Source organism: Mesorhizobium sp. M6A.T.Cr.TU.014.01.1.1 (genome assembly GCF_004022765.1).
GTDB classification, from domain to species: Bacteria; Pseudomonadota; Alphaproteobacteria; order Rhizobiales; family Rhizobiaceae; genus Mesorhizobium; species Mesorhizobium mediterraneum.
The window spans coordinates 48,917-74,242 of record NZ_RZPG01000017.1 but is presented as its reverse complement, the minus strand read 5'-3'; the positions used below and the strand labels follow the sequence as shown (position 1 = coordinate 74,242).

General features: G+C 61.7%; 24 protein-coding genes and 1 pseudogene. 2 read left to right on the top strand and 23 right to left on the bottom strand.

The genetic code is table 11. The annotated features are described in order from the left end of the window. Nucleotides 1–51 precede the first annotated feature (51 nt). From EN885_RS19870 to EN885_RS19805, 14 genes are all read right to left on the bottom strand, one after another. Nucleotides 52–1,776, bottom strand: coding sequence for an ABC transporter substrate-binding protein (locus EN885_RS19870; RefSeq protein WP_095485283.1), 1,725 nt, complete (start codon nucleotides 1,774–1,776; stop codon nucleotides 52–54). A 77-nt stretch (nucleotides 1,777–1,853) separates the two neighbouring features. Next, nucleotides 1,854–2,135 carry a DUF2160 domain-containing protein gene (locus EN885_RS19865; RefSeq protein WP_164547197.1) on the bottom strand — a complete coding sequence of 94 codons (282 nt, stop codon included), beginning with the start codon at nucleotides 2,133–2,135 and terminating at the stop codon, nucleotides 1,854–1,856. A 67-nt stretch (nucleotides 2,136–2,202) separates the two neighbouring features. Further along, nucleotides 2,203–3,123, bottom strand: a complete 921-nt coding sequence (locus tag EN885_RS19860; protein ID WP_185928244.1) for a carbohydrate ABC transporter permease — start codon at nucleotides 3,121–3,123, stop codon at nucleotides 2,203–2,205. 1 nt (nucleotide 3,124) lies between these two features. Further along, a complete protein-coding gene (locus EN885_RS19855; RefSeq protein ID WP_095485285.1) occupies nucleotides 3,125–3,991 on the bottom strand; it encodes a sugar ABC transporter permease in 867 nt (288 codons plus the stop codon). Between the two features lie 2 nt (nucleotides 3,992–3,993). Then, nucleotides 3,994–5,064 (bottom strand): ABC transporter ATP-binding protein, encoded by a 1,071-nt coding sequence (locus EN885_RS19850; protein WP_127205646.1) that lies wholly within the window; start codon nucleotides 5,062–5,064, stop codon nucleotides 3,994–3,996. A gap of 13 nt (nucleotides 5,065–5,077) precedes the next feature. Then, nucleotides 5,078–6,160, bottom strand: coding sequence for an ABC transporter ATP-binding protein (locus tag EN885_RS19845; RefSeq protein ID WP_095485287.1), 1,083 nt, complete (start codon nucleotides 6,158–6,160; stop codon nucleotides 5,078–5,080). A 39-nt stretch (nucleotides 6,161–6,199) separates the two neighbouring features. After that, nucleotides 6,200–7,726, bottom strand: a complete 1,527-nt coding sequence (glpD, locus tag EN885_RS19840) for a glycerol-3-phosphate dehydrogenase (RefSeq protein WP_126106459.1) — start codon at nucleotides 7,724–7,726, stop codon at nucleotides 6,200–6,202. A gap of 126 nt (nucleotides 7,727–7,852) precedes the next feature. Beyond that, the gene (locus tag EN885_RS19835) at nucleotides 7,853–8,620 is read right to left on the bottom strand and encodes a DeoR/GlpR family DNA-binding transcription regulator (protein WP_095485289.1); all 768 of its coding nucleotides are present in this window, start codon (nucleotides 8,618–8,620) and stop codon (nucleotides 7,853–7,855) included. A gap of 130 nt (nucleotides 8,621–8,750) precedes the next feature. After that, nucleotides 8,751–10,163: an aspartate aminotransferase family protein gene (locus tag EN885_RS19830; RefSeq protein WP_128242558.1), complete on the bottom strand. Its 1,413-nt coding sequence runs from the start codon at nucleotides 10,161–10,163 to the stop codon at nucleotides 8,751–8,753. A 24-nt stretch (nucleotides 10,164–10,187) separates the two neighbouring features. Beyond that, nucleotides 10,188–10,919 (bottom strand): peptidase, encoded by a 732-nt coding sequence (locus EN885_RS19825; protein ID WP_095485291.1) that lies wholly within the window; start codon nucleotides 10,917–10,919, stop codon nucleotides 10,188–10,190. 31 nt (nucleotides 10,920–10,950) lie between these two features. Continuing rightward, entirely contained in the window at nucleotides 10,951–11,745 is a 795-nt protein-coding gene (locus tag EN885_RS19820; protein ID WP_095485292.1) for a transglutaminase family protein, read from the bottom strand. Between the two features lie 7 nt (nucleotides 11,746–11,752). Beyond that, complete coding sequence (locus EN885_RS19815) at nucleotides 11,753–12,694, bottom strand: alpha-E domain-containing protein (protein ID WP_095485293.1); 942 nt, start codon at nucleotides 12,692–12,694, stop codon at nucleotides 11,753–11,755. A 21-nt stretch (nucleotides 12,695–12,715) separates the two neighbouring features. Beyond that, the gene (locus EN885_RS19810; RefSeq protein ID WP_164897880.1) at nucleotides 12,716–14,128 is read right to left on the bottom strand and encodes a circularly permuted type 2 ATP-grasp protein; all 1,413 of its coding nucleotides are present in this window, start codon (nucleotides 14,126–14,128) and stop codon (nucleotides 12,716–12,718) included. Nucleotides 14,129–14,300: 172 nt separating this feature from the next. Then, a complete protein-coding gene (locus EN885_RS19805) occupies nucleotides 14,301–14,537 on the bottom strand; it encodes an Lrp/AsnC ligand binding domain-containing protein (RefSeq protein WP_023674883.1) in 237 nt (78 codons plus the stop codon). A 274-nt stretch (nucleotides 14,538–14,811) separates the two neighbouring features. On the opposite strand from EN885_RS19805, the pseudogene EN885_RS19800 reads away from it, so the two are divergent. Beyond that, nucleotides 14,812–14,925, top strand: a pseudogene (locus tag EN885_RS19800) (DUF4864 domain-containing protein); the annotation flags it as partial. 27 nt (nucleotides 14,926–14,952) lie between these two features. On the opposite strand, the gene EN885_RS19795 reads toward EN885_RS19800, so the two are convergent. The 7 genes from EN885_RS19795 to coaD form a co-directional block, all read right to left on the bottom strand. Then, nucleotides 14,953–16,338: a hypothetical protein gene (locus EN885_RS19795; RefSeq protein ID WP_128242556.1), complete on the bottom strand. Its 1,386-nt coding sequence runs from the start codon at nucleotides 16,336–16,338 to the stop codon at nucleotides 14,953–14,955. 174 nt (nucleotides 16,339–16,512) lie between these two features. Beyond that, nucleotides 16,513–17,643, bottom strand: a complete 1,131-nt coding sequence (gene tgt / locus EN885_RS19790) for a tRNA guanosine(34) transglycosylase Tgt (RefSeq protein WP_127204112.1) — start codon at nucleotides 17,641–17,643, stop codon at nucleotides 16,513–16,515. Then, nucleotides 17,636–18,751 carry a tRNA preQ1(34) S-adenosylmethionine ribosyltransferase-isomerase QueA gene (queA, locus tag EN885_RS19785; RefSeq protein ID WP_128242555.1) on the bottom strand — a complete coding sequence of 372 codons (1,116 nt, stop codon included), beginning with the start codon at nucleotides 18,749–18,751 and terminating at the stop codon, nucleotides 17,636–17,638. Before queA ends, tgt begins: the two co-directional genes overlap by 8 nt. Nucleotides 18,752–18,763: 12 nt before the next feature. Further along, complete coding sequence (locus tag EN885_RS19780; protein ID WP_128242554.1) at nucleotides 18,764–19,162, bottom strand: hypothetical protein; 399 nt, start codon at nucleotides 19,160–19,162, stop codon at nucleotides 18,764–18,766. Then, on the bottom strand, nucleotides 19,159–19,671 hold the full coding sequence (locus EN885_RS19775) for a peptidylprolyl isomerase (protein ID WP_091593716.1): 513 nt from the start codon (nucleotides 19,669–19,671) through the stop codon (nucleotides 19,159–19,161). Before EN885_RS19775 ends, EN885_RS19780 begins: the two co-directional genes overlap by 4 nt. Before the next feature lie 27 nt (nucleotides 19,672–19,698). Then, nucleotides 19,699–20,289 carry a peptidylprolyl isomerase gene (locus EN885_RS19770; protein ID WP_128242553.1) on the bottom strand — a complete coding sequence of 197 codons (591 nt, stop codon included), beginning with the start codon at nucleotides 20,287–20,289 and terminating at the stop codon, nucleotides 19,699–19,701. 75 nt (nucleotides 20,290–20,364) lie between these two features. Continuing rightward, on the bottom strand, nucleotides 20,365–20,865 hold the full coding sequence (gene coaD, locus EN885_RS19765) for a pantetheine-phosphate adenylyltransferase (RefSeq protein WP_128242552.1): 501 nt from the start codon (nucleotides 20,863–20,865) through the stop codon (nucleotides 20,365–20,367). Between the two features lie 296 nt (nucleotides 20,866–21,161). Here coaD and EN885_RS19760 point away from each other — a divergent pair, with 296 nt between their 5' ends. Further along, on the top strand, nucleotides 21,162–21,314 hold the full coding sequence (locus EN885_RS19760; protein WP_095485300.1) for a hypothetical protein: 153 nt from the start codon (nucleotides 21,162–21,164) through the stop codon (nucleotides 21,312–21,314). Nucleotides 21,315–21,372: 58 nt separating this feature from the next. Here the strand turns inward: EN885_RS19760 and gyrA are convergent, their stop codons facing one another. Then, a complete protein-coding gene (gene gyrA / locus EN885_RS19755) occupies nucleotides 21,373–24,174 on the bottom strand; it encodes a DNA gyrase subunit A (protein ID WP_128242551.1) in 2,802 nt (933 codons plus the stop codon). Between the two features lie 191 nt (nucleotides 24,175–24,365). Beyond that, nucleotides 24,366–25,220, bottom strand: a complete 855-nt coding sequence (locus EN885_RS19750) for an AraC family transcriptional regulator (protein WP_128335207.1) — start codon at nucleotides 25,218–25,220, stop codon at nucleotides 24,366–24,368. Nucleotides 25,221–25,326 lie beyond the last annotated feature (106 nt).

Below are 25,326 nucleotides of genomic sequence, written 5' to 3'. Positions count from 1 at the left end.
TGCCGCCTCCCCCGATTGTCGCGATGCGGGCGCGAACGCCCGGATCGATGCTCAGTTGCTCCAGCTCTTGACCAGCTCGTCGTAGTTGATGGTCTGCGCCTTATCCTTCTCCGGCTCGATCTTCAGCTGCGGCGCGAGATTGCCCTTGGCGACGGCATCGGCGTTCCACTCTTCGAGGGTCTTTTCCTCGGCGAGTTTCGGTCCGATGTCGCCCTGCACGCCGGCGCGCTCAAGGCGCTCAAGCACCTTTTCCTGCTCGGCGCAGAGCGAGTCCATCGCCTCCTGCGGGGTTTTGGCACCCGACGAAGCATCGCCGATCGCCTGCCACCAGAGCTGTGCCAGCTTCGGATAGTCAGGAACGTTCGTACCCGTCGGCGACCACTGGACGCGGGCCGGCGAGCGGTAGAACTCGATCAGGCCGCCGAGCTTCGGGGCGCGGTCCGTGAAGCTCTTGTGCTGGATCGTGCTCTCGCGGATCAGCGTCAGGCCAACGTGGCTTTTCTTCACGTCGACTGTCTTCGAGGTGACGAACTGCGCGTAGAGCCAGGCTGCCTTGGCGCGATCGTCAGGCGTCGACTTGAGAAGCGTCCAGGAACCCACGTCCTGGTAGCCGAGCTTCATGCCGTCCTTCCAGTAGACGCCGTGCGGCGACGGAGCGAAGCGCCATTTCGGCGTACCGTCCTCGTTCACGACGGGAAGGCCGTCCTTCACCATGTCGGCGGTGAAGGCCGTGTACATGAACATCTGCTGGGCAATTTCGCCCTGCGCCGGTACCGGTCCGGATTCCGAGAAGGTCATGCCCTGGGCCGCGGCCGGAGCGTAGGCCTTCATCCAGTCGAGATATTTCTGGATGGCGTAGACCGACGCCGGACCGTTGGTGTCGCCGCCCCGAGCCACGCAGGAGCCGACAGGCCGCGACTTCTCGTCGACCTTGATGCCCCATTCGTCGACCGGAAGACCGTTCGGCAGTCCCTTGTCGCCATTGCCGGCCATCGAAAGCCAGGCATCGGTGAAGCGCCAGCCGAGCGAAGGGTCCTTCTTGCCGTAGTCCATGTGGCCGTAGACCTTCTTGCCGTCGATCTCGCGGCCGGTGAAGAATTCGGCGATATCCTCATAGGCTGACCAGTTGACCGGCACGCCGAGGTCGTAGCCGTACTTCGCTTTGAAGTCCGCCTTGTTCTTCTCGTCGTTGAACCAGTCGTAGCGGAACCAGTAGAGGTTCGCGAACTGCTGGTCGGGCAGCTGATAAAGATCGCCGTCCGGAGCCGTCGTGAACTTGGTGCCGATGAAGTCTGCGAGGTCGAGGTTCGGGTTGGTGACGTCCTTGCCCTCGTTCGCCATCCAGTCGGTCAGGCTGCGCGCCTGCTGGTAGCGCCAATGGGTGCCGATCAGGTCGGAGTCGTTGACATAGGCGTCGTAGACGTTTTCGCCCGACTGCATCTGCGTTTGCAGCTTCTCGACGACATCGCCTTCGCCGATCAGATCATGGGTGATCTTGATGCCCGTAATGTCGGCGAACGCCTTGGCCAGCGTCTTCGATTCATACTCGTGCGTCGTGATGGTTTCCGAGACGACCTTGATGTCCATGCCCGCAAAGGGTTTTGCAGCATCGATGAACCATTGCATCTCGGCTTCCTGGGCAGCGCGATCGAGCGTCGACATGTCCTTGATCTCGGCGTCGAGAAACGCCTTGGCTTCGTCCATCCCGGCATAGGCATTGCCTGCCCCGAGCAATAGGACAAGCGCTGTCGTTGATGTCAAAAATTGCCGTCTCATGTGTTTCCTCCACTGTTTCAGTTTCAAGTGCGATCGGAGCAGCCGCCGGCACGCGGCCGCTCCAACAGTTTCCCCCTCTATACGTAGCGGAACACGCCAATGGCGTAGACCACGGAGAGAGCGAGAGCCCACCACAGGTTGGGTCCGACAAGACCCAGCCAAGCGAGATGGATAAAGGCGCTGCCAAGCAGCGATAGGAAGAGACGGTCGCCGCGCGTCGTCTCGAACCGCAGCACGCCAACCCGCGGATTGCCGCCCGGCGAGGCGTATTCCCAGATCGCCATGCCGCAGAGCAGCACCAGGATCGTGATGAAAAAGATCGCCGTCGGTAGCGTCCATGCCATCCAGGTAAGGTTCATGGTCATACCCTCCCCAAGGCAAAGCCTTTGGCGATGGTGTTGCGTATGAACTCTTGCGTTCGTTTCATCACACCCTCCCCAGGGCAAAGCCTTTGGCGATGTAGTTGCGGACGAACCAGATCACGAGCGCGCCTGGAAGGATGGTGAGCACGCCGGCGGCGGCCAGAACGCCCCAGTCGAGGCCCGAGGCCGAGACCGTGCGCGTCATGATCGCGGCGATCGGCTTGGCGGCGGTCGTGGTCAACGTTCGTGCGATCAGCAGCTCGACCCACGAGAACATGAAGCAGAAGAAGCAGGCCACGCCTACACCGCTCGCGATCAGCGGCATGAATATCCTGAGGAAGAAACGCGGGAAGGAATAGCCGTCAATATAGGCGGTCTCGTCGATTTCCTTCGGCACGCCCGACATGAAGCCTTCGAGAATCCAGACCGCCAGCGGGACGTTGAATAGGCAGTGCGCCAGCGCCACCGCGATATGCGTGTCGATCAGGCCAAATGCCGAATAAAGCTGGAAGAACGGCAGCGCGAACACCGCCGGTGGCGCCATGCGGTTGGTCAGGAGCCAGAAAAACAGGTGCTTGTCGCCAAGGAAGCGGTAGCGCGAGAAGGCATAGGCTGCCGGAAGCGCCACGGCGACGGAAATCACCGTGTTCATAACCACATAGATGATCGAGTTGATGTAACCCTTGTACCAGGACGGGTCGGTAAAGATCACCATGTAATTGGCGATCGTCGGGTTCCTCGGCCACAGCGAGAAGGCGCCGAGTATCTCCTGGTTGGTCTTGAAGCTCATATTGACCAGCCAGTAGATCGGCAGCATCAGGAAGATGATGTAGATGGTCGGCACCAGCCACCAGAACCGCGACTCCTCGCCCCGTCGCCGCATCTTGCGGGCCAGCGTGGCGTTCGCTATCTGCGCTTCCGCGCTAGCGGGGGTTTGCCGCATCAGCGTTCGTCCGTCGGCCGTGCTTTCCTCGAGTCGCGCCATCTCACTGCTCCGCGTCGTAGGCTGTCATGACGGTGTAGAACACCCAGGACAGGAGCATGATGATCAAGAAATAGACGATCGACATGGCCGCTGCCTCACCGAGGTTGAACTCTCCGATGGCCAGCTTCACCAGATCGATCGACAGGAAAGTGGTGGTGTTGCCGGGCCCGCCGCCGGTGACGACGAACGGCTCGGTGTAGATCATGAAACTATCCATGAAGCGCAGCAGAACCGCGATCAGCAGCACGCGGTTCATCTTCGGCAGCTGGATATAGCGGAAGATCGCCCAGCGCGACGCACCGTCGATCTTGGCCGCCTGGTAATAGGCGTCGGGGATCGAGACCAATCCCGCGTAGCAGAGCAAGACCACGAGGCTCGTCCAGTGCCAGACGTCCATGACGATAACGGTGATCCAGGCGTCGAACGGGTCGTTGACATAGTTGTAGTTGAAGCCGAGCGCCCGCAGCGTATATCCGAGCAGGCCGATATCGACGCGGCCGAACACTTGCCAGATCGTGCCGACGACGTTCCAAGGAATGAGCAGCGGCAGCGCCATCAGCACCAGGCAGACCGGAACGCCCCAGCCCTTCTTCGGCATGTTGAGCGCAATGAAGATGCCGAGCGGAATCTCGATGATCAGGATGATGGCCGAGAAGGCCAGGTTGCGGGCCATCGCTTCCCAAAAACGGTCGGAATGCAGGATTTCCTCGAACCATTCCGAGCCCGCCCAGAAGAAGACGTTGTTGCCGAAAGTGTCCTGCACCGAATAATTCACGACCGTCATCAGCGGGATGATCGCCGAGAAAGCCACCAGCAAGAGCACCGGCAGCACCATGAACCAGGCCTTGTTGTTCCAGGTCCTTTCCATGCTCAGCCTCCCATCTCGACGCGCCAGGAATCGGCATAGATGTTGATGCCGGCCGGGTCGAAAGCGATCTTCGGATCGGCGGGAATGTCCTCATCCTCGCCGACGATCGCCGCGATGTCGCGGCCTTCGAAACTGGCCCGCACCACCTTGTGGCGGCCGATATCCTCGACCTTTCGGATTGAAACCGGCATGCCGGTAGCGCCAAGCCTGACATATTCGGGGCGGATACCAAGTTCGATCACGCCTGAGGTTCCAGCCTTGGGCGCGCCCGGCAATTCGATCGTCTGGCTGCCGAGCCGCGCGCTCCTGCCTTCGACCGCGACCGGCATGACGTTCATGCCCGGCGAGCCGATGAAATAGCCGACGAATGTATGCTTGGGGCGCTCGAACAATTCGGCCGGAGAGCCGATCTGCACGATCTCGCCCTCATACATGACGACGACGTTCTCGGCGAAGGTGAGCGCCTCGGTCTGGTCGTGCGTGACATACACCATGGTGAAACCAAAGCGCCTGTGCAGCTGCTTCAGCTGCGAGCGCAGCACCCACTTCATATGCGGGTCGATGACGGTCAGCGGCTCGTCGAACAGGATCGCGTTGACATCGGAACGCACCAGCCCGCGCCCGAGCGAGATCTTCTGTTTCTGGTCGGCAGTCAGCCCCCTCGCCTTTCTCCGGGCCATATCGGCCAACCCCGTCATTTCCAGCGTTTCGCGCACCTTGCGGTCGACGTCGGGTTCCGGAACGCCGCGGTTGCGCAGCGGGAAGGCCAGATTGTCGTAGACGGTCATGGTGTCGTAGATGACCGGGAACTGGAACACCTGCGCGATGTTGCGCTCCTGCGTCGACAGATTGGTCACATCCTTGCCGTCGAACAGAAGCTCGCCATGCGACGGGTACAACAGCCCGGAAATGATGTTGAGCAGCGTGGTCTTGCCGCAGCCCGACGGTCCGAGCAGCGCATAGGCGCCGCCATCCTCGAAGGCGTGATGCACCTCCTTCAGCGCATAGTCCTTGTCCGACTTCGGATGCGGCCCGTAGGCGTGGCGGATGTGGTTGCAGTCGATGCGCGCCATGTGCCCTCCTCCCTCAAGCCGCCAGCATCTGTGGCGGCGCGGCCGAGCGGCCGTTCGCGTCGAAAACCATGATGTGCCGCGGATCGATGAACACCTCGATGGTCTGGTCGGGCTCGAACACCAGGATGCCGTGCTCCAGCATCACCCAGCGGACATCGGCGAAGTCGAGATGCACAAAGCTTTCCGAACCGGTAATCTCAGTGACCGAGACCTTGGCTCTCACCGGAACCGCTGACGGGCTCGGCCGGGTAAGAGAGAGATGGTGGGGCTGGAAGCCGATCGTGTAACTCGTATCGGCAATACCGGCGAGCTCAGCCGGCACCGGGAGGTTCACCCCACCATCAAGAAGGAAGCTCGAGCCGCTCTTCTTCAGCACAATCGTGTTGAGCGGCGGATCGGCGAACGTCTTGGCCGTGACGAGGTCGTTCGGCCTGCGGAAGACGTCGATCGTCGGGCCGAACTGCGTGATGCGGCCTTCGGAAAGCGTCGCCGTGTTGCCGCCGAGCAGCAAGGCTTCGTGCGGCTCCGTCGTGGCGTAGACGAAGATGGTGCCGCTCGCCGCGAAGATTTTCGGCAATTCCGCACGCAGCTCCTCGCGCAGTTTGTAATCGAGATTGGCGAGCGGCTCGTCGAGCAGCACGAGGCTGGCGTTCTTGACGATGGCGCGCGCCAGCGCGGTGCGCTGCTGCTGGCCGCCCGAGAGGCTGAGCGGCGTGCGGTCGAGAAAGGGCGTCAGCTTGAGCAGGGCTGCAGCATTGCGCACCTCCTTGTCGATCTTTGCCCGCTCGGTCCCGGCCACCCTCAGCGGCGAGGCGATGTTCTCGTAAACGGTCATCGCCGGATAGTTGATGAACTGCTGGTAGACCATGGCGACGTTGCGCTTCTGCACCGGGATACCGGTGACATCCTTGCCGTCGAACCAGACCGAACCGGATGTCGGAACATCAAGGCCGGCCATCAGCCGCATCAGGCTGGTCTTGCCGGAGAGCGTCGGTCCGAGAAGGACGTTGAGCGAGCCGTGCTGAAGCGTCAGGGACACGTCGCGTATATGCTCCGTCGCGCCGACCGTCTTCGTCACGTTTCTCAGTTCCAGCATGATGCCTCCTCCCAGGCTTTCTGCATCAGTCAGACCCCACTATTCGGCAGCCGCGACATGGCGCCGGCTTATCCCGCGCATGAATTCGTCGAGCGCTGCCGCCTGCTCGCGGCCCAGATGCAGGCCGCGCTTGGTCCTGCGCCACAATACATCTTCGGCCGTCATCGCCCATTCATTTTGAACGAGGTACCGCACCTCGGCCTCGTAGAGATCGGCGCCGAAGTTCCGGCCAAGGTCGGCATTCGATCTGGCGAGGCCCAGCAGCATCCTTGCGCGAGTCCCGTAAAGCCGGGTCAGGCGGCGCGCCAGGCGCGCGTCGAGGAACGGATAGGCCGTTTTCAGTTTCGCCACTTCGGCATCGAAGCCGCTCGCCGGGAAATCGCCGCCCGGAAGCGGCGCGTTTGCCGTCCACGGCTTGCCGCGCTTGCCGAGAAAACCCTCGATTTTCTCGAGCATCGATTCCGACAGTCGGCGATAAGTGGTGATCTTGCCGCCAAAAGTGTTGACGATCGGTGCCGTGCCCTCGCCGCCGTCGGCCTTCAGCACATAGTCGCGGGTCGCTTCCTGCGCCTTGGAGGCGCCGTCGTCATAAAGCGGGCGCACGGCGGAATAAGTCCAGACGATGTCCGAACGCTTGACCGGTTTCGCGAAATATTCGCTCGCCGCAGCACAGAGGTAATCGATCTCTGCGTCGCTGATCTTCACGCCATGCGGGTCGCCAGGATAGTCCTGGTCGGTGGTGCCGATCAGCGTGAACTCTTCCTCGTAGGGAATCGCGAAAATTATGCGGCCGTCCTTGTTCTGGAAAAAATAGGCGCGCGGATCGTCGAACTTCTTAGCGATGACGATATGGCTGCCCTGTACCAGCCGGACATTGTGCACGTCGTTCAAGCCGACGGTCGCGGACAGCACCTGGTCAACCCATGGACCGGCGGCGTTGACCAAAAGCCGCGCCTTGACCTCCTCGGTGTCCCCGGTCTGCGTGTTTTCCAGCCTAACCGCCCAAAGCCCGCCTTCACGGCGTGCGCCGATGACTTTCGTTCGGGTTCGGATCGTCGCGCCGCGGTCGGCGGCGTCGCGGGCGTTCAACGCCACCAGCCGCGCATCGTTGACCCAGCCGTCGGAATACTCGAAGGCCTTTCGAAACAACGGCTTCAGCGGCTTGCCGGCCGGATCCCTTGCCATGTCCAGCGTCTTGGTCGCCGGCAGCAACTTGCGTCCGCCAATGTGGTCGTAAAGGAAAAGGCCGAGCCTGATCAGCCAGGCCGGGCGCAGACCCTTGGCATAGGGCAGCACGAAGCGCATCGGCCAGATGATGTGCGGCGCGTTCTTCCACAGAATCTCGCGTTCCATCAGCGCCTCGCGCACCAGGCGGAACTCATAGAACTCGAGGTAGCGCAAGCCGCCATGGATCAGTTTGGTCGAGCCGGAGGAGGTTCCGCTGGCCAGATCGTTCATTTCGGCAAGGAAGACCGAAAAGCCGCGCCCAACTGCATCGCGGGCAATGCCGCAGCCGTTGATACCGCCACCGATGACGAAGATGTCATGGATCGGGGGTGCGTCCACAAAAGTCCTCCCGGATTTCGCATTGCAGCATTTTTAGGTTTTTACGAAACCGTGACGGGATTATTTCGAAATGAGAACGAATGTCAAACGAAATATAACCGGCGACAATTGCCGCAACGGCACCCTTTAGGAGAGCGACGTTTCGATCAGTTGAACCTCTGCCTCCTGGCAGATTTTGCGCACCGACGGGATGTCGCAGCGATCGGTGATGAAGGTGTTGACCTGCGACAGGTGGCCGATCCGGACCGGCGCCGTCCGCTCGAACTTGGTCTGGTCGGAGACGAGGATCACATGCCGGGCATTGGCGATGATCGCCTGCGCCACCTTCACTTCACGAAAATCGAAATCGAGCAGCGCACCGTCATGGTCGATCGCCGAGGCGCCGATCACCGCGTAGTCGACCTTGAACTGCCTGATGAAATCGACCGCCGCCTCGCCGACCACGCCGCCGTCGGAACCACGCACGACGCCGCCGGCGATCACCACCTCGATCGAAGGATATATACGCATCCTGTTGGCAACATTGATGTTATTGGTGATGACCATCAGGCCACTATGATCAAGAAGCGCCTTGCTGACCGACTCCGTCGTGGTGCCGATATTGATGAACAGCGAGGCATTATCCGGGATCAGCCTGGCCGCCGCGCGACCGATCGCCTCCTTCTCGTCGGCGGCGATCTTGCGCCGTGCCTCATATTCCATGTTCTCGATGCCGGAGGGAAACAGCGCCCCGCCATGAATGCGCGACAGCAGCCGCTGGTCGCACAGATCGTTGAGATCCTTGCGGATGGTCTGCGGCGTCACGTTGAAATGCGTTGCCAGATCGTCGACCAGCACGCGGCCATGGTCCTTGGCCATCTGGATGATTTCGGAATGACGCGGCGACAGGTACATTGGGGAAGCTCCCGTTTTCGTTTTTCTTGTCTATAGAGGAAAACGAAAGCGATGAAAAGGCATAAGCCGGCTAACGAAATCACATGCGTCCAAAGACAAACCTCGGCGCAACTTTGCCGACCAATTCAACTCAACCCAGACCGCGGGCGATTTCGGTGACGACTTCGAAAGCGGTGTCGACATCCGCCGCCGTCGTCTCGAACTGGCCGACCTGAAAGCGGATCGCCACCTGTCCGCCCACCCGTGTCTGGGTCAGGTAGATGCGGCCATCGTTGTTGATCGCGTTGACCAGCCGCAGATTGTGTTCGTCCGAATCGATTCCCGCCGCAGCCAGATGCCGGAACGAGAACAACGACAGCATCGGTTCCGTGACGATCTCGAAATCCGGTTCCCCGGCCAGCCGCTCGGCAAGGCCTTCGCTCCAGGCGACATGGTTGCGGATCATGCTCCGGAGATTTTCAAGCCCGTGGGCGCGTAGCAGGAACCATAGTTTCAGTGCGCGAAAGCGCCGCCCGAGCGGCACCGACCATTCGGAATAGTTGATGATGCCGTCGCGCCCGTGCGTCTTCAGGTAATCCGGCTTGATGGCGAGCGTCCGCACCAGGTCTTCCGGCCGGCGGATAAACTGGACCGAGCAGTCGAATTGCGCACCCAGCCATTTGTGCGGGTTGAAGACGATAGAATCCGCGTGCTCCACGCCCGCCCAGAAATGCCGGTATTCCGGACATATCATCGCCGAACCGGCCCAGGCGGCATCGACATGCACATAGAGCCCCTGCCGCTTTGCCACCGCGGCGACGCCGGCGATATCATCGGTGCCGCCGGTGCTGGTGCCGCCCACACAGGCAATGATGCCGGCCGGCAGCATGCCCGCCTCCCGGTCGGCGACGATCGCCTCTTCCAGGGCTGCGACATCCATGGCGCGAAAGCGGCCGGCAACCGGAATGCGCACGAGGTTGTCCTCGCCGATGCCCGATACCCAGATCGCCCGGTCGATGGAGGTATGAACCTGGTCGGAAGAATAGACGCGCAATGTCGGCTGGCCTTGCAGGCCCTTCTCGTTGCCCTGCCAGTCGAGCGCGCGCTCGCGCATGGTCAATACAGCGGCGAGCGTCGCCGACGATGCCGAATCCTGCATGACGCCGGAAAACCCTTCCGGCAGACCAAGCGCCTGACGCATCCAGTCGACGACGCGCGTCTCGAGCTCGGTCGCTGCCGGCGAGGTCTGCCAGAGCATGCATTGCGCGGCCATCACCGAGACCAGATATTCGGCCACCACCGAAACCGGTGCGGCGTTGGCCGGGAAATAGGCGAAGAAGCGCGGATGCTGCCAATGCGTCATGCCCGGCAGGATCTTTTGCTCGAAGTCGGCGAAGATCTCATCCATCGGCTCCGCCGCTTCAGGCGGCGAAGTCTCTACGCTCTTGAAAATGCCACCCGGCTCGACCAGCGGCCGCACCGGTCTTTCGCGCAGCGAGTTGCGATAGTCGGCGCCCCAATCCGCAGCGCGCCTCGACCATTGCCGGAAATCGTCGTTGTTCATCGCACCTCCGGAAAGACGGGCCGTCTATTCGGGAAAATCAGGCAAGCTCGCAAAGGCAGTCTTCAGCGCGTTCGACCAGCCGTCTGAGATGGTGCGGTAGTATTGATCGTCCTGGGCTATCCGCTTCTTCAGGCTGACCTTGTAGGCGTCCTTTTCGTAGAATAGCAGGTCGAGCGGCAGACCGACCGACAGGTTCGATTTCAGCGTCGAGTCGAACGAGACCAGCAGTAGCTTCACCGTCTCGGCGAAACTCATCGTCTTTTCATAGGCGCGGATGATGATCGGCTTGCCGTATTTGGTCTCGCCGATCTGGAAAAACGGCGTGTCGTCGGTCGATTCGATGAAATTGCCTTCCGGATAGATCATGAACAGCCGCGGCGCGCTGCCCTTGATCTGGCCGCCGAGGATGAAGGAGGCATTGAAATAGGAATCCGCCCTGTCGCCGGTTGGTGACGAACTGGCGATGACTTCCTTGACGGTATCACCGACCATCCGCACCGTCTGGTACATGGAGGGCGTTTCGAGCAGTGTCGCGTGGCGATCGCCAACTGCCTTGGTGCGCTCGTCGAGCAGGCTGACGACCGCCTGCGTCGTCGCCAGATTGCCGGCCGACATCAGCACGATGACGCGCTCGCCCGGTTCCTCCCAGACATGCATCTTCTTGAAGGTCGAGATCGAATCCATGCCGGCATTGGTGCGCGTGTCGGACATGAACACGAGCCCGCGATCGATCTTCAGGCCGACGCAATAGGTCATCGAATCTCTTTGGCAGCAATCTTGCCGGGGATTACTGCTCTACCGTGACGGTGACCGCAAGCTGTTCTTCCGCTTGTCCCAGCCGAATTCCCGATACGGGCGTGGCGTCGCGGTAATCACGGCCGGTCGCCACCTTTACATAGCGTTCGTCGGGCGAAATGCCGTTGGCGACGTCGAACGCGACCCAGCCCAGGCCCGCAACATGCGCCTCGGCCCAGGCATGGCTTGCCGCCTGCTCGACCGCAGCATCCATCATCAGATAGCCGCTGACGTAGCGGGCCGGAAACCCCATGGCGCGCGCGGCGGCGGCAAAGATGTGGCTGTGGTCCTGGCAGACGCCGGTCTTGAGCGCCAGCGCGTCCTCGGCCGGGGTCGTCGCGTTGGTAGTGCCTGGCGTATAGGCGACACGCTCGCCGATCACGGCCATCAGCCGGTGCAACCTTTCGATATCGGTCCCCTCGCCGACCGACGCCGCGAGTTCGCGAATGCCGCTGCCGATCGTGGTCAACGGCGTTTCATGGCCAAACAGCCAGAGCGGCGCGAAGCCCTGGTGTGGCCCGGAGACGCCCGATGTGTCGCGTGTCACCACCTCGCCTGATGCCTCGACGGTGATGAAATCGCGCTCGCCTTCGACGCTCAACAGTCGCGTGTCGTTGCCGAAATGGTCGCTGAAGCGCACTTCCTCGCGAGCCCCTTCGATCTTCAGCGACCAGGACAAGACGGTCTGCGTCGATCCGCTGACCGGAAGCAGCCGCAGCCGCTGCAGCAGATAATGCACCGGCGCATCGTAGCGGTATTCGGTCCGGTGGGTGATCTTCAGCCGCATGGCTTCCTCAATAGAATCGATAGTCCTGCGCGATCTCGTCGCCGAGCCTGATGTTGTCGCGGATGAAATTCGCCAGGAATTCATGCAGGCCGGCGTCGAATATGTCCTTGATCGAGCCGGCCGCCAGCATGGCCTGGGTCTTGCCGGCTGTCGCATGACAGGCATGGCGCTCGCCATAATCGTCGCCCAGGAATCTGAGATGCTCCGTCAGGAAACGATAGCAGAAGGTCAGCGAGCGCGGCATGCGAACGTTGAGGATCAGATAGTCGGCGATGTTGCTCGGCTTGTAGTCGGCCTCGTAGACCCAGCGATAGGAGCGATGCGCCGACACCGAGCGCAGGATCGATTCCCACTGGTAATTGTCGAGCGTGGAGCCGACCCACGAGATCGACGGCAACAGCACGTAGTATTTCACATCCAGGATGCGTGCCGTGTTGTCGGCGCGTTCGACATAGGTGCCGAGCTGCGAGAAATCGAAGATCTCATTGCGCAGCATGGTGCCGTAGAACGAGCCGCGGATCAGGGCCGTCTCGCGCTTGATCGCGTCGAGCACACTGGGCAGGTCGCGCTCGTCGATCGGCCTGGCCAGCATCCGCTTAAGCGACATCCAGGCTTCGTTGATGCTTTCCCAGGTTTCGCGCGTCAGCGCAGTGCGCACCATGCGGGCATTGTTGCGGGCCGTCTCGATCGACGCCATCGTGCTCGACGGGTTCGATGTGTCGCGCAGCAGGAAATCGGCGACGTTGGCGGCGGTATAGTCGGAATATTTCTGCGTGAAGGCAGCATCCGAGCCGGCGCTGAGCAGCACCGAATTCCACTCTTCGGAGGCATTCTGGGTGCGGGTCAGCGCCATGCGCAGCCCGGCATCGACCAGCCGCGCCATGTTTTCCGCCCGCTCGATATAGCGGTTCATCCAGTAGAGCCCGTTGGCGGTGCGGCCTAAAAGCATCAAAAAACCTTCAAGTGAAAATTAATCATCGAGCACCCACGTATCCTTGGTGCCGCCGCCCTGCGATGAGTTGACCACCAGCGAGCCTTCCTTGAGCGCCACGCGCGTCAGCCCGCCCGGCACGATCTGGATGCGGTCGGAAACCAGCACATAGGGCCTGAGATCGACATGGCGCGGCGCCAGTCCTTTGTCGGTCAGGATCGGACAGGTCGACAGCGCCAGTGTCGGCTGGGCGATGTAGTTCGACGGTTTTGCCGCGAGTTTCTTGGAAAAATCCTCGCATTCCTTCTTGGTCGCCGCCGGCCCGACCAACATGCCGTAGCCGCCGGACCCGTGAACTTCCTTCACCACCAGCTCATGGATGTGTTCGAGCACATATTTCAGGCTGTCCGGCTCCGAGCAGCGCCAGGTCGGGATGTTGCCGAGGATCGCCTTGCGGCCGGTGTAGAATTCGACGATCTCGGGCATGTAGGAATAGATCGCCTTGTCGTCGGCGATGCCGGTTCCCGGCGCATTGGCGATGGTGATGTTGCCGGCGCGGTAGACATCCATGATGCCCGGCACGCCAAGTGCCGAGTCCGCCCGAAACGTCAGCGGATCGAGGAAAGAATCATCGACCCTTCGATAAAGCACGTCGATCTGCTTGTAGCCTTCGGTCGTGCGCATCGCGACATGGCCGTCGACGACGCGCAGATCCTGTCCCTCGACAAGCTGCACGCCCATCTGATCGGCAAGGAAGGCATGCTCGAAATAGGCGGAGTTGAAGCTGCCAGGCGTCAGCACGGCGATGGTCGGCGCGCCCTTGGTGCTTTGCGGCCGCACCGCTGCCAGCGATTGGCGCAAGAGCTGCGGATAGTTTTCCACCGGCCGTACCTTGATCTGCTGGAACAGCTCGGGAAAGAGCTGCATCATCGTCTCGCGGTTCTCCAGCATGTAGGAGACGCCGGACGGCGTGCGCGCATTGTCCTCCAGCACGTAGAACTCGTTCTCGCTGATGCGCACGATATCGACGCCGATGATATGGGTGTAGACGCCCGCCGGCGGCCGCACTCCGATCATCTCCGGCAGGAACGCCTCGTTCTTGGCGATCAATTCCTTGGGGACGCGCCCGGCGCGCAAGATCTCCTGGCGGTGGTAGATATCGTCGAGGAAGGCGTTCAGCGCCTGGACGCGCTGCTCGATGCCTTGCGTCAGCCGTCGCCATTCATTGCCGGATATGATGCGCGGAACGATATCGAAGGGAATCAGGCGTTCGGAGGCTTCCTGCTCGCCATAGACGGCAAAGGTGATGCCGGTCTTGCGAAAGACGCGTTCGGCGTCCTGCATCTTTTCAGTAAGCCTGGCCGGATCCTGCTCCTTCAGCCAGCGATCGTAAGCCGAATACGGTTTTCTCAATCCGGAGATTTCCGGAAGCATTTCGTCGAACGCTGCCAATCGCATACTCCCCTGTGAGGCCATTTCACTGGCGTCACCGGAGAAAATCAAGCGCAATCGGCGATTTGGAGGACGCGGGCGATCAGTATGTGGCGGCTGCCTAAAATTAGGGCAGCACCAATATGGCTGCGATCAGGCTTTGCCTTATGTCCAGGCAGGCGGCAGGCGCTGCTCAGAACGCGCGAAAGGTGACGACCGTGAACGTGTCCTTGATGCCTGGAAGAATCTGCACCTTCTCGTTGACGAAATGGCCGATGTCTTCCTCGTCGTCGACGTAGAATTTGGCGAGCAGATCGTAGTTGCCGGCTGTCGAGTAGATTTCCGAAGCGATCTCGGCATCGGCCAAAGCGCTGGCAACGTCATAGGCCTTGCCCAGATCGCACTTTATCTGCACGAAAAATGCCTTCATTGACCGGTCCTGCTCAAGCTTGCGCCTACAGCGCCGCGCGTCCTTTAGAACTCGCAAAGGACGCTGTAGCACTTTGATTGCGCATGATCCTTTCCGAAAATCGATTCCGATTTTCGGGGTCATGCGCATAGGCGGCCCTTGTGGCAGACTGCCGCCCGGCTTTCAAGCATCAGGACGGCGCTCAGGCAGAACCCGATTTAAAGGAAGAAGCTTAACTGCGGCCGGACGGCGAATGTTCGCGGCTGCTGAAACCGTGAAGCGCCGCCGACCGTATGTTATCGTCAGGCCGGATGGCAAGGATTACACGGCCGTCTACACGCAACAGCCCGACGGCAGCTTCCGCATCACCGGCTGCAGCCTGCGCGCTTCCACTTCGCTGAGCACCTGAGCGCGTGCCCGAGCCGCGACGGTCTGATCAATCGCGCCGCCGGTAAAGCGTCCAGCTCAGCCCTGATAGGCCCCAGTTCCTTGACGCATCAATTCGCTCATAGGCAAGTGCGCAAGCCGACGCGGGTTCGACCCGTTTCGATTGCATGTCAGGATCACCCTCCATGATCAGCCAAGCGGGACGTCGAATGCATAGTTCGTCTTTCGGGACGAACCAAGCCTGACGGCCTGTCCGCGCTGCAAAGTAGTCGACGACCATCGCAGTCCGGAAGTCGTGGTTGCTGGCATAGGTGGTGGCACCGTTTTGCGTCATCTGCCCCACGATCGAGGCATAGGAACCGCGGCCATATTCGTAGAACTGCAGCAGCGACGATATGCTGCCGCTCATCATGACCGCGAGCGCTCCTGCCGCCAGATATCTTTTGAACCCGCCCGCATCGAAGCCGCGACCGAGCATCTCGCCAGTCCAAAGCAGCAACAACGTTCCACTGACGATGAAATAGCGTGGGATCTGGAGATTGGGCAGATTCGCTGCGCACATGAGGGCAGGCAATCCCACAATTCCGATGACGTAGAGACTGGCCCGACGATCACGCCATATGCCGGCAGAGATGCAGACCATGCCGCAGGCAGCAGCGATGCAGGCCCAATCGCCAATCCAGGACGGCAGGCCCAGCAGATATCTGATCACCCCGCCATATCCCTTTGCGAACGCCTGGAACGAGAAAGGCGAAACACCCCCGACGACGAAGCCGGACAGCTGGGCGCCGACGACCACGCAGATGGCCAACGGCAGCACCGCAAGGACGGCAGGCGTGAAAGTCAAACCGACGTCAGCGAGTGTGCGGCCAATCCTTTCCGTGCGCAGCCAAGTGACCCATGTGGTCCAGGCTACAAGGACCGGCACCATTTCGATCATCGTGAGGTGAGACAGCAGGCCCAGCAGGATCGCCGCGGCCAAAGCGATGACCGATGAACCTCTTTTGTCGAGCCAGCGTTCCAGAAAAACCACAGAAAGGAGCGTGAACAGCACCAGCCCGGCGTAGCCGCGCGCTTCCGAGCCATAGTGGACCATCGGATAGCTCACTGCAAACAGCAGACTTGTGGAAATCATCGCCCATCGCCCGCGTGGCACTGCCGCAGCTGCAACAATCGTGCTGGCGCCGAACGCGATGGACAGGCCTCGTTGGAGCAGCGGCGAAGTATCAGGGCCGATCAGATACAGATAGGCCGAATTGAGGAAATGATTGTTGTCGTGATTTACGCGCCAGAAGATCTGGTTGATCGAGGTGAGCGGCTCGATGAGAGAAAAACTCCAGATCTCGTCCAGCCAGAGATCGCCGCGTGCGCCCAGCAACCGCAGAACAAGGCCAGCCACAACGATCGCAAAAATCGCAAGCGATGGCTTGGCCATCCATCGCCGGACCGACATGAAAGAAGAGGCGCAAGGTTCGGCAACGCCGTTCGTCCGCGCCGTCACTTCTGAAGCTGAAGCTTGTCCCGAGACGAACAGGTTCTTGGTCCCCGCCCAATGCCATGCCGGCAATGCTTATTCGTCAGTCGTTTCAAAACAGTTCCCGGACAGGCTTTAGCGGGCTGGAATATCGCCCCTTGCCCAGCCCTCAGAAATTTCCACCGCCCGAGCCTCGAAGGCGCCGGCCTCGATGGCGGCACGAATGTCCTGCATCAGCTTCTGGTAGTAGGAAAGATTGTTCCAGGTCAGCAGCATCGCCCCCAACGCCTCTTGCGAGCGGACCAGATGGTGCAGATAGGCGCGCGAATAATCTCTGGCGGCCGGGCAGTCGCTCTCCTCGTCCAGCGGGCGCGGATCGTCGGCATGGCGAGCGTTGCGCAGATTGACCTTGCCGCGCCGTGTATAGGCGAGGCCATGACGGCCGGCGCGCGTCGGCATCACGCAATCGAACATGTCGATGCCGCGCGCCACCGATTTCAAGATGTCGTCAGGCGTGCCGACACCCATCAGATAGCGCGGCCTGTCCGCCGGCAGCTCCGGGCAGGTGATTTCGAGCATTTCGAGCATCACCGCTTGCGGCTCGCCGACGGCCAGCCCGCCTATCGCATAGCCCTTGAGGTCCATCGCTTTCAGCGCCTGCGACGAGCGCAGCCGCAAGGCCGGTATGTCGCCGCCCTGGACGATGCCGAACATCGCCTTGCCCTGCTGATCGCCGAATGCCGTCTTGCAACGCTCGGCCCAGCGCAGCGACAGCTCCATGGCCCGCTCGATCTCTTTCTCCATGGCCGGCAGCGCTGTGCATTCGTCGAGCTGCATCTGGATGTCGGAATCGAGCAGTCCCTGGATCTCGATCGAGCGCTCGGGCGACATCTCATAGGCGGCGCCGTCGATGTGCGAGCGGAAGGTGACGCCCTTCTCGGTGAGTTTCCTCAGCTTCGACAGCGACATAACCTGGAAGCCGCCGCTGTCGGTCAGGATCGGATGCGGCCAGCGGGCGAATTCATGCAGGCCGCCAAGCCGCGCCACACGTTCGGCGCCGGGCCGCAGCATCAGATGATAGGTGTTGCCCAGGATGATGTCCGAGCCGACGCCACGCACCTGATCCATATACATGGTCTTGACCGTGCCGCCGGTGCCGACCGGCATGAAGGCGGGCGTGCGGATTTCTCCGCGCGGCATGGTGATCGCGCCGCGCCGCGCTTTGCCGTCGGTCGCCAGCACCTCGAAGGTAAACGCCTTAGTCATTGAATTCCTTGTGTATACCGGACGCGCGTCCATCGTTCTCCTCCTTGAACAGCAGACTTGCGTCTCCGTAGGAATAAAACCTGTAGCGGTTCTCGATCGCATGCGCATAGGCCGCACGCATCGTTTCCAGACCGCAAAACGCCGAAACCAGCATGAACAGCGTCGAGCGCGGCAGATGGAAATTGGTCATCAGCATGTCGGCGGCCTTGAAACGGTAGCCGGGCGTGATGAAGATGTCCGTCGGGCCGGACCACGCGGCGAGCCGGCCGTCCTCCCGCGCAGCGCTTTCAAGCAGGCGCAGCGACGTCGTGCCGACGGCGATGATGCGCCCGCCACGCGCCTTTGCCGCGTTCAGCGCCTCGGCGGTTTCCGCGCTGACCGAGCCGATCTCGGCATGCATCTTGTGATCGGCGGTGTCGTCGACTTTCACCGGCAGGAACGTGCCGGCGCCGACATGCAGGGTGACGAAGCGCCGCTCGACGCCTTTGGCATCGAGCGCGGCGAAAAGCTCCGGCGTGAAATGCAGGCCGGCCGTGGGTGCCGCCACGGCGCCCTCCTCCCTGGCATAGATGGTCTGGTAGTCGCTGCGGTCGCGCTCGTCGTCATCGCGCTTCGAGGCGATGTAGGGCGGCAACGGAATGTGGCCGACGGCATGCAGCGCCTCGTCGAGGAATGGACCTGACAGGTCAAAGCCAAGCAACGCCTCGCCGGCCTCGCCCTTCTCGATCACCGTGGCATCGAGCTGGCCAAGAAAGCAGGAATTGGTGTCATGGCCGAAATGGATGCGGTCGCCAACGGCGATGCGCTTGCCCGGCCGCATGAAAGCCAGCCAGCGGTCGGGAGCCACCCGCATGTGCAGCGTAGCTTCGACTTGCGCCGCCGCTTCGCCGCGCCGCCTGATGCCTTTCAACTGCGCCGGAATGACCTTGGTGTCGTTGAAGACCAGCACATCACCGGCCTCGAGCAGGGTCGGTAGCTCGCGCACCGTCCGGTTCTCAAGCCCCTCACCCGGCCTGACAACCAGCATTTTGGCGCTGTCGCGCGGTTCTGCCGGTCGAAGCGCGATGCGCTCCTCCGGCAGTTCAAAGTCGAAAAGGTCGACGCGCAAGGAAATCCCAACTCAAGGTTCCGGGCAGGTCACCGCCCAGGCGCCAACACCGTCGATGCTCAGCGTGCCGCCCATTGCGAAATTGGACTGTTCGCTGGCTTTGACCAGTCGCAATTTGGCGACGATCGAGTTGATGCCCTCATCGGTGAGATCGATCGCCATGTGCTGGTCGTCTTCGAATGCCTGTCCAACGATGACTTTCGTCGAACCCGGCTGACCGTCAGTGGTCCAGTTCCTGCCGCCGGCATCTAGCCATACCCGCGCAACCGCGATGACAGCAGTATGCCCCATCAGGATGTCGATCGATGCCGCCTCGCCTTCAGCGCTGCAAACGATCGATTCCGTCGCCAGCGCCGGAGTGGCCGCCGCGACAAGCATCAGAGTGATAGCCGCGACAGCCCGGTAGGTCATTTCACGTCGGCCGCGACCTTCAGCGACACGATCTTGTCGGGATCCGGAACCGGCTCGCCGCGCTTGATCTTGTCGACATTGTCCATGCCTTCGATGACCTGGCCCCAGACCGTGTATTGGCGATTGAGGAAGGCGGCATCGTCGAAGCAGATGAAGAACTGCGAGTTGGCCGAGTTCGGGTTCTGCGAGCGCGCCATCGAGCAGGTGCCGCGGCCGTGATTGGCGTTGGAGAACTCGGCCTTCAGGTCGGGCTTGTCGGAGCCGCCCGTGCCGGCACGGGCGGGCGCGAAAGAGGGCTTGCTGGAATTGCCGAATTTCACGTCGCCGGTCTGCGCCATGAAACCGTCGATGACGCGGTGGAATACGACGCCGTCATAGGCGCCTTCGCGCGCCAGTTCCTTGATGCGGCCGACATGGCCAGGCGCCAGATCGGGAAACAGTTCGATGACGACCTTGCCCTTGGTCGTTTCCATGATGAGCGCGTTCTCGCGGTCCTTGATCTCGGCCATGTCAAATATCCTTTGAAACTAATGGGTTTACTTGCCGTCAGCGGCGATGCGCACCTTGATCATGCGATCGGGACCGGTGACAACCCCGTTCTGCGCCTCGTCGCCCTTCTTTATCTGGTCCACCAACTCCATGCCTTTCTCGACATTGCCGACGATGGTGTACTGGCCATCGAGCGGCGGCGCCGGCGCGAACATGATGAAGAACTGCGAATTGGCGGAATCCGGGTTTTGCGAGCGGGCCATGCCGACCACGCCGCGCACGTAGCGCTCGGACGTCGAGAATTCGGCCGGCAGGTCGGGAAGATCGGAACCGCCGGTACCGACAGCATCGGCGTTGAAGCCGTTCTTCATGTTGCCGAACTTGACATCGCCGGTCTGTGCCATGAAGCCGTCGATGACGCGGTGGAAAGCGACGCTGTCGTAAGCGCCCTGGCGCACCAGCTTCTTGATCTGCTCGACATGCTTCGGCGCGAGATCAGGCCTGAGTGCGATGGTCACGTCGCCGCCCTTCAGCGTGATGATCATGGTGTTTTCCGGATCGGCGGCGAAGGCCGAAACGGATGCAGCCACAAGGCCGAAAAGAACGACAAAGCAGGTGGCGAGCCTTTTGAGCTGCATGGATCTTTCTCCGAAAACCTTTGTTTCATGCATATCGCTGTCCCGAAACCGGGTTCGACTTCTGGGCGACATGCCTTATTTCGCGAATTTGGCGGTGAGTACGCCAGCCACAGCCGCCGGCACGAAGGGGCGGATGTCGCCTCCCATCGAGGCTATCTGACGGACAAGTGTGGCGGTAATGGTTCGCACCGAAGGGCTGGCGGGCAGAAAAACCGTCTGTAGTTCCGGCGCCATGGTCTCGTTCATGCCGGCCATCTGCATCTCATAGTCGAGATCGGTGCCGTCGCGCAGGCCGCGGATCATGATCGAGGCGCCCTGCTTCCTGGCCGCTTCGATGACCAGCCCGTCGAAGGCGACCACCTTGATGCGGGCGCCGTCACGGCCGAATTCGGCCTTCGTCGCCGCTTCGATGAGGCCGACCCGTTCCTCGAAGGAAAACAGCGGCTTCTTGCCGGGATGAATGCCGATCGCCGCGTAGACCGTGTCCGCCACGGCCAGCGACGCCTTCAGCACGTCAAGATGGCCGTTGGTCAGCGGATCGAAGGAGCCGGCATAGAGGGCGATGCGTTCTGTCATTGCAGGTGCTTCTAGCGAGCCTCTCTCGCAAAGGCAATCCGATCAGCGAGCCGCCAATGCATGTCGCCCAAGTGCGCAGCGGTTTTGGGACAACGACATGCACCCAAACAGGGACTCAATGCGCATCGCCTGGGCCACGTTAATCGCGATGCGCTTTGAGTGAACCTTTTGACCGAAATGAACGACAGATGAACGGGCCGATCACAGAGGCTTCACGCAGCGTTCACTAGGCTGCAGCTTCAGAAGATGAAACCAAAACCCCATTTGAACGTTGTTAGGCGCAGGAGAACACGCACATGCTGATCTACATGCTCGCCGCCGCAATGACCGTCGCCATGCTGATTGCCACCGTATTCGGGTTGCATCAGGAAGCAGGGCGTGTCCGCGCCAAGGCCAATACCAAGCGGTTCGAGGGCTTCGGTATCCGCAAGCCTTATCGCCACTTCTGAGCCGGCCGTTATTTGTTGACGGCGCCGGCCCATCGGGCCGGCATTTCCCCATCAAGGCCTACTCGCCGCTGTTGTCCGGGTCAGCACCGGCATCCGGGCTGGCGTTGCCCTCAACACTCTCTTCGGCTTCCTCGTCCGATTGCGGTTCCGATATCCGCTCCACCGAAACGACCTTCTCGCCGTCGGCCGTGTTGAAGATGGTCACGCCCTTGGTGGCGCGGCTGGCGAAACGAATGCCGTTGACCGGCACGCGGATGACGGTGCCGCCGTCCGAGACAAGCATGATCTGGTCGTCGTTGCCGACCGGGAAGGTCGCCACCAGGCGACCGATCTCGGCCGCTTTCGACACGTCGGTGGCGCGAATGCCCTTGCCGCCGCGCCCTGTAAGGCGGAAATCATAGGAAGACGAACGCTTGCCGTAGCCATATTCCGTCACCGTCAGCACGAACTGCTCATGTGCTTTGAGGAATTCGTAGCGCTCGTCGGAAAGCTCCGTCTCCTCGCCAACCTCTTCATTGGTAAGCTGGATGTCTTCGTCCTCGCCGGCCGCAATGCCGGCGGAGAGCCGCCGTTCGGCCACCACCCGCTTGAGATAAGCGGCGCGCTCGGCCGGCGGCGCCTCGACATGTTCGATCACCGCCATCGAGATCACCCGGTCGGTGGCAGCCATGGCGATGCCGCGCACGCCGACCGAGTTGCGGCTCTGGAAGACGCGCACGTCGCTGACCGAGAAGCGGATGCACTGGCCGGAGCTTGCGGTCAAAAGCACGTCGTCATTGTCTGTGCAGGTCTCGACGCCGAGAATCTCGTCGCCTTCCTCTTCCAGCTTCATGGCGATCTTGCCGTTGCGGTTGACCTGGACGAAGTCCGACAGCTTGTTGCGGCGCACCGTGCCGCGCGTCGTTGCGAACATCACGTCGAGCTCGCCCCAGCTGGTCTCGTCCTCGGGCAGCGGCATGATGGTGGTGATGCGTTCGCCCTGCTCCAGCGGCAGCATGTTGATCAGCGCCTTGCCGCGCGACTGCGGGTTGCCGATCGGCAGGCGCCAGACCTTTTCCTTGTAGACGATGCCACGCGAAGAGAAGAACAGCACCGGCGTGTGCGTGTTGGCGACGAACAGCCGGGTGACGAAATCCTCTTCCTTGGTCGACATGCCGGAACGGCCCTTGCCGCCGCGACGCTGCGCCCGATAGAGCGACAGCGGCACGCGCTTGATGTAGCCGGAATGGCTGACCGTCACGACCATGTCCTCGCGCTGGATCAGGTCCTCGTCTTCCATATCCGCCCCGCCCTCGGACAGCTCGGTGCGGCGCGGCGTGCCGAACTCGTCGCGCACGGCGGCAAGCTCGTCCTTGACGATCTGCTGAATGCGGGCGCGGGACGACAGGATGTTCAGGTAATCCTTGATCTCGTCGCCGATCGTGTTCAACTCGTCGGCGATTTCGTCGCGGCCGAGCGCGGTCAGGCGCTGCAGGCGCAGTTCGAGGATGGCGCGGGCCTGTTCCTCGGACAGATTGTAGGTGCCGTCCTCGTTGATGCGGTGGCGCGGATCGTCGATCAGCAGGATCAGCGATTCGACGTCGCCCGAGGGCCAGCGCCGCTCCATCAACTGCTCGCGCGCCGTCTGCGGGTCCGGAGCGCTGCGGATCAGCTTGATGACCTCGTCGATGTTGGCGACAGCAATGGCAAGGCCGACCAGCACATGGGCGCGGTCGCGCGCCTTGCGCAGCAGGAATTTCGTGCGCCGGCTGATCACATCCTCGCGGAAGGCGACGAACGCCTTCAGCATGTCGGTTAGCGTCAGCAATTCCGGCTTGCCGCCGTTCAGCGCCACCATATTGGCGCCGAACGACGTCTGCAGCGGCGTAAAACGGTAGAGCTGGTTGAGGATGACGTCGGCGACCGCGTCGCGCTTCAGTTCGATGACGACGCGGTAGCCTTGGCGGTCGCTTTCGTCGCGGATGTCGGAAATGCCCTCGATGCGCTTGTCGCGCACAAGCTCGGCCATCTTCTCGATCATCGACGACTTGTTCACCTGATAGGGAACCTCGGTGATGATGATCGATTCACGGTCGTTGCCGCGTTGCTCAATATTGACGCGGCCGCGCATGACGATGGAGCCGCGGCCCGTCGAATAGGCGCTGTAGATGCCGGAACGGCCGAGCACGATGGCGCCGGTCGGGAAATCCGGCCCCGGAATGATCTCCATCAGCGCCGGCAGGTCGATCGCCGGATTGGCGATCAGGGCAATGGCGCCGTTGCAGACCTCGCCCAGATTGTGCGGCGGGATGTTGGTGGCCATGCCGACGGCGATGCCGCCGGAGCCATTGACCAACAGGTTCGGGAAGCGCGCCGGCAGGACTTTCGGTTCGCTGCCGGACGCATCATAAGTGTCCTGGAAATCGACGGTGTCCTTGTCGATGTCTTCCAGCAACTCATGCGCGACCTTGGTCAGCCGCGATTCAGTATAACGCATCGCCGCCGGCGGATCGCCGTCGATCGAGCCGAAATTGCCTTGCCCGTCGATCAGCGGCACGCGCAGCGACCAGTCTTGCGCCATGCGCACCAAGGCGTCGTAGATCGAGGCGTCGCCATGCGGATGGTATTTACCCATCACGTCGGCGACCGGGCGGGCCGACTTCACATATTTGCGGTTCCAGTGGTAGCCGCTCTCATGGGCGGCATAGAGGATGCGGCGATGCACCGGCTTCAACCCGTCGCGCACGTCCGGCAGCGCACGGCTGACGATCACGCTCATGGCGTAATCGAGATAGGAGCGCTGCATCTCCTCGATGATGGATATCGGCTCGATGCCGGTGGGGCCGCCGTCGGCGCCGCGCGGTGTCTTCTGGTCGGTCAAATCAGGTCACAATCTAATCAGGAATCACTCGGTGCTTATATAGGAAGCCGGGCCGAAACTCCAATGTCCGCGGCAGTTTTCCAGTGGCGATTTTTGTGGTGATTTCAAAAGGATATCACCGATTGCGACGATATGGCCGAGGCGCATTTCGTGGCGACCGGCGCAAAGCTCATTGTCAGGCCAATTTTGCTTCACAACGCCGGAACGGCAGATGTGCTCGGCGCTTTATCACCTCGCTGCCGGAGCCGGTAGGCGCCAGGCGCCTCCCCCATCACACGCCGGAAACGGCGGTTGAAGGTCGACAAATCATTGAACCCCGCCTCGAAGGCGATCGTCGAGATCGCCTCGTCCGACATGCGCAGCCGCACCGCCGCCCTGTGCAGCCGGGTCTTCAGCAGGAACTGGTAGGGCGTCACGCCCGCCACGTGCCGGAAGCTGCGCAGGAAATGGTAGGGGCTGGTCGCCGTCTCGCTTGCAAGCTCGGCAAGCGAGATCGGCCTTTCGGCGTCCTTTTCGATGCGCCGCACCGCCTCTGCGACACGTTTCTGGTCGCGGCGGCTCGGCACCCGGGCAGCAGGCGTGACGCCGGAGGCGACGGCCGCGCCGGCAATGCGCAGAGCGAGTTCCTCGAACGCGTCGATGTCGGCCATCTCGCGCGCGGCTTCCGCCTCGGCCAGCAGCGCTGCCAGCGCCGGCAAGGGCGGCAGGCGCGGCATCTTGAAATTCAGCTTCTTTGCATCCGGCATGCCGGCGACGATCTGTTCCATATAGGCCGGCTCGAAATGGAAGGAGAGGCAACGGTCGCCAGCGCCATGCTCGTGTCCGCATTCATAGCATGTGCCGGGGTTGCCGAGCAGAAGCGCGCCCGGCGCCAGCATCGCTGTTCCCTGTTGCGCTCGGTAGCGGAAGGTGCCGCTGGTCACCACGGCGACGCAGAACTTGCGATGCTCTTCCTCGAACGGGCGATCAGCGGCGCCGGCGGTGCAGACCACGTCCGACACCTGCCAGCCTCGTCCCGACGCCACTCTATGCGCGCTCGTTGTCATGGCTTGAAAGATAGCAATTTTTCCCAAGCACAGAACCCTGCCGCCGCCTATTCTTCCCAATCTCCTGACAAAAATGGGCTCCTGACAAAATGGGGCTCCTGACAAG

What these genes read in the sequence shown, in the direction of transcription:
- EN885_RS19870 (WP_095485283.1), bottom strand. Translation starts at nt 1,776, where the DNA reads ATGAGACGGCAATTTTTGACATCAACGACAGCGCTTGTCCTATTGCTC.
- EN885_RS19865 (WP_164547197.1), bottom strand. Translation starts at nt 2,135, where the DNA reads ATGAACCTTACCTGGATGGCATGGACGCTACCGACGGCGATCTTTTTC.
- EN885_RS19860 (WP_185928244.1), bottom strand. Translation starts at nt 3,123, where the DNA reads ATGGCGCGACTCGAGGAAAGCACGGCCGACGGACGAACGCTGATGCGG.
- EN885_RS19855 (WP_095485285.1), bottom strand. Translation starts at nt 3,991, where the DNA reads ATGGAAAGGACCTGGAACAACAAGGCCTGGTTCATGGTGCTGCCGGTG.
- EN885_RS19850 (WP_127205646.1), bottom strand. Translation starts at nt 5,064, where the DNA reads ATGGCGCGCATCGACTGCAACCACATCCGCCACGCCTACGGGCCGCAT.
- EN885_RS19845 (WP_095485287.1), bottom strand. Translation starts at nt 6,160, where the DNA reads ATGCTGGAACTGAGAAACGTGACGAAGACGGTCGGCGCGACGGAGCAT.
- EN885_RS19835 (WP_095485289.1), bottom strand. Translation starts at nt 8,620, where the DNA reads ATGTACCTGTCGCCGCGTCATTCCGAAATCATCCAGATGGCCAAGGAC.
- EN885_RS19830 (WP_128242558.1), bottom strand. Translation starts at nt 10,163, where the DNA reads ATGAACAACGACGATTTCCGGCAATGGTCGAGGCGCGCTGCGGATTGG.
- EN885_RS19825 (WP_095485291.1), bottom strand. Translation starts at nt 10,919, where the DNA reads ATGACCTATTGCGTCGGCCTGAAGATCGATCGCGGGCTCGTGTTCATG.
- EN885_RS19820 (WP_095485292.1), bottom strand. Translation starts at nt 11,745, where the DNA reads ATGCGGCTGAAGATCACCCACCGGACCGAATACCGCTACGATGCGCCG.
- EN885_RS19815 (WP_095485293.1), bottom strand. Translation starts at nt 12,694, where the DNA reads ATGCTTTTAGGCCGCACCGCCAACGGGCTCTACTGGATGAACCGCTAT.
- EN885_RS19805 (WP_023674883.1), bottom strand. Translation starts at nt 14,537, where the DNA reads ATGAAGGCATTTTTCGTGCAGATAAAGTGCGATCTGGGCAAGGCCTAT.
- EN885_RS19795 (WP_128242556.1), bottom strand. Translation starts at nt 16,338, where the DNA reads ATGGCCAAGCCATCGCTTGCGATTTTTGCGATCGTTGTGGCTGGCCTT.
- tgt (WP_127204112.1), bottom strand. Translation starts at nt 17,643, where the DNA reads ATGACTAAGGCGTTTACCTTCGAGGTGCTGGCGACCGACGGCAAAGCG.
- EN885_RS19780 (WP_128242554.1), bottom strand. Translation starts at nt 19,162, where the DNA reads ATGACCTACCGGGCTGTCGCGGCTATCACTCTGATGCTTGTCGCGGCG.
- EN885_RS19775 (WP_091593716.1), bottom strand. Translation starts at nt 19,671, where the DNA reads ATGGCCGAGATCAAGGACCGCGAGAACGCGCTCATCATGGAAACGACC.
- EN885_RS19770 (WP_128242553.1), bottom strand. Translation starts at nt 20,289, where the DNA reads ATGCAGCTCAAAAGGCTCGCCACCTGCTTTGTCGTTCTTTTCGGCCTT.
- coaD (WP_128242552.1), bottom strand. Translation starts at nt 20,865, where the DNA reads ATGACAGAACGCATCGCCCTCTATGCCGGCTCCTTCGATCCGCTGACC.
- EN885_RS19760 (WP_095485300.1), top strand. Translation starts at nt 21,162, where the DNA reads ATGCTGATCTACATGCTCGCCGCCGCAATGACCGTCGCCATGCTGATT.
- EN885_RS19750 (WP_128335207.1), bottom strand. Translation starts at nt 25,220, where the DNA reads ATGACAACGAGCGCGCATAGAGTGGCGTCGGGACGAGGCTGGCAGGTG.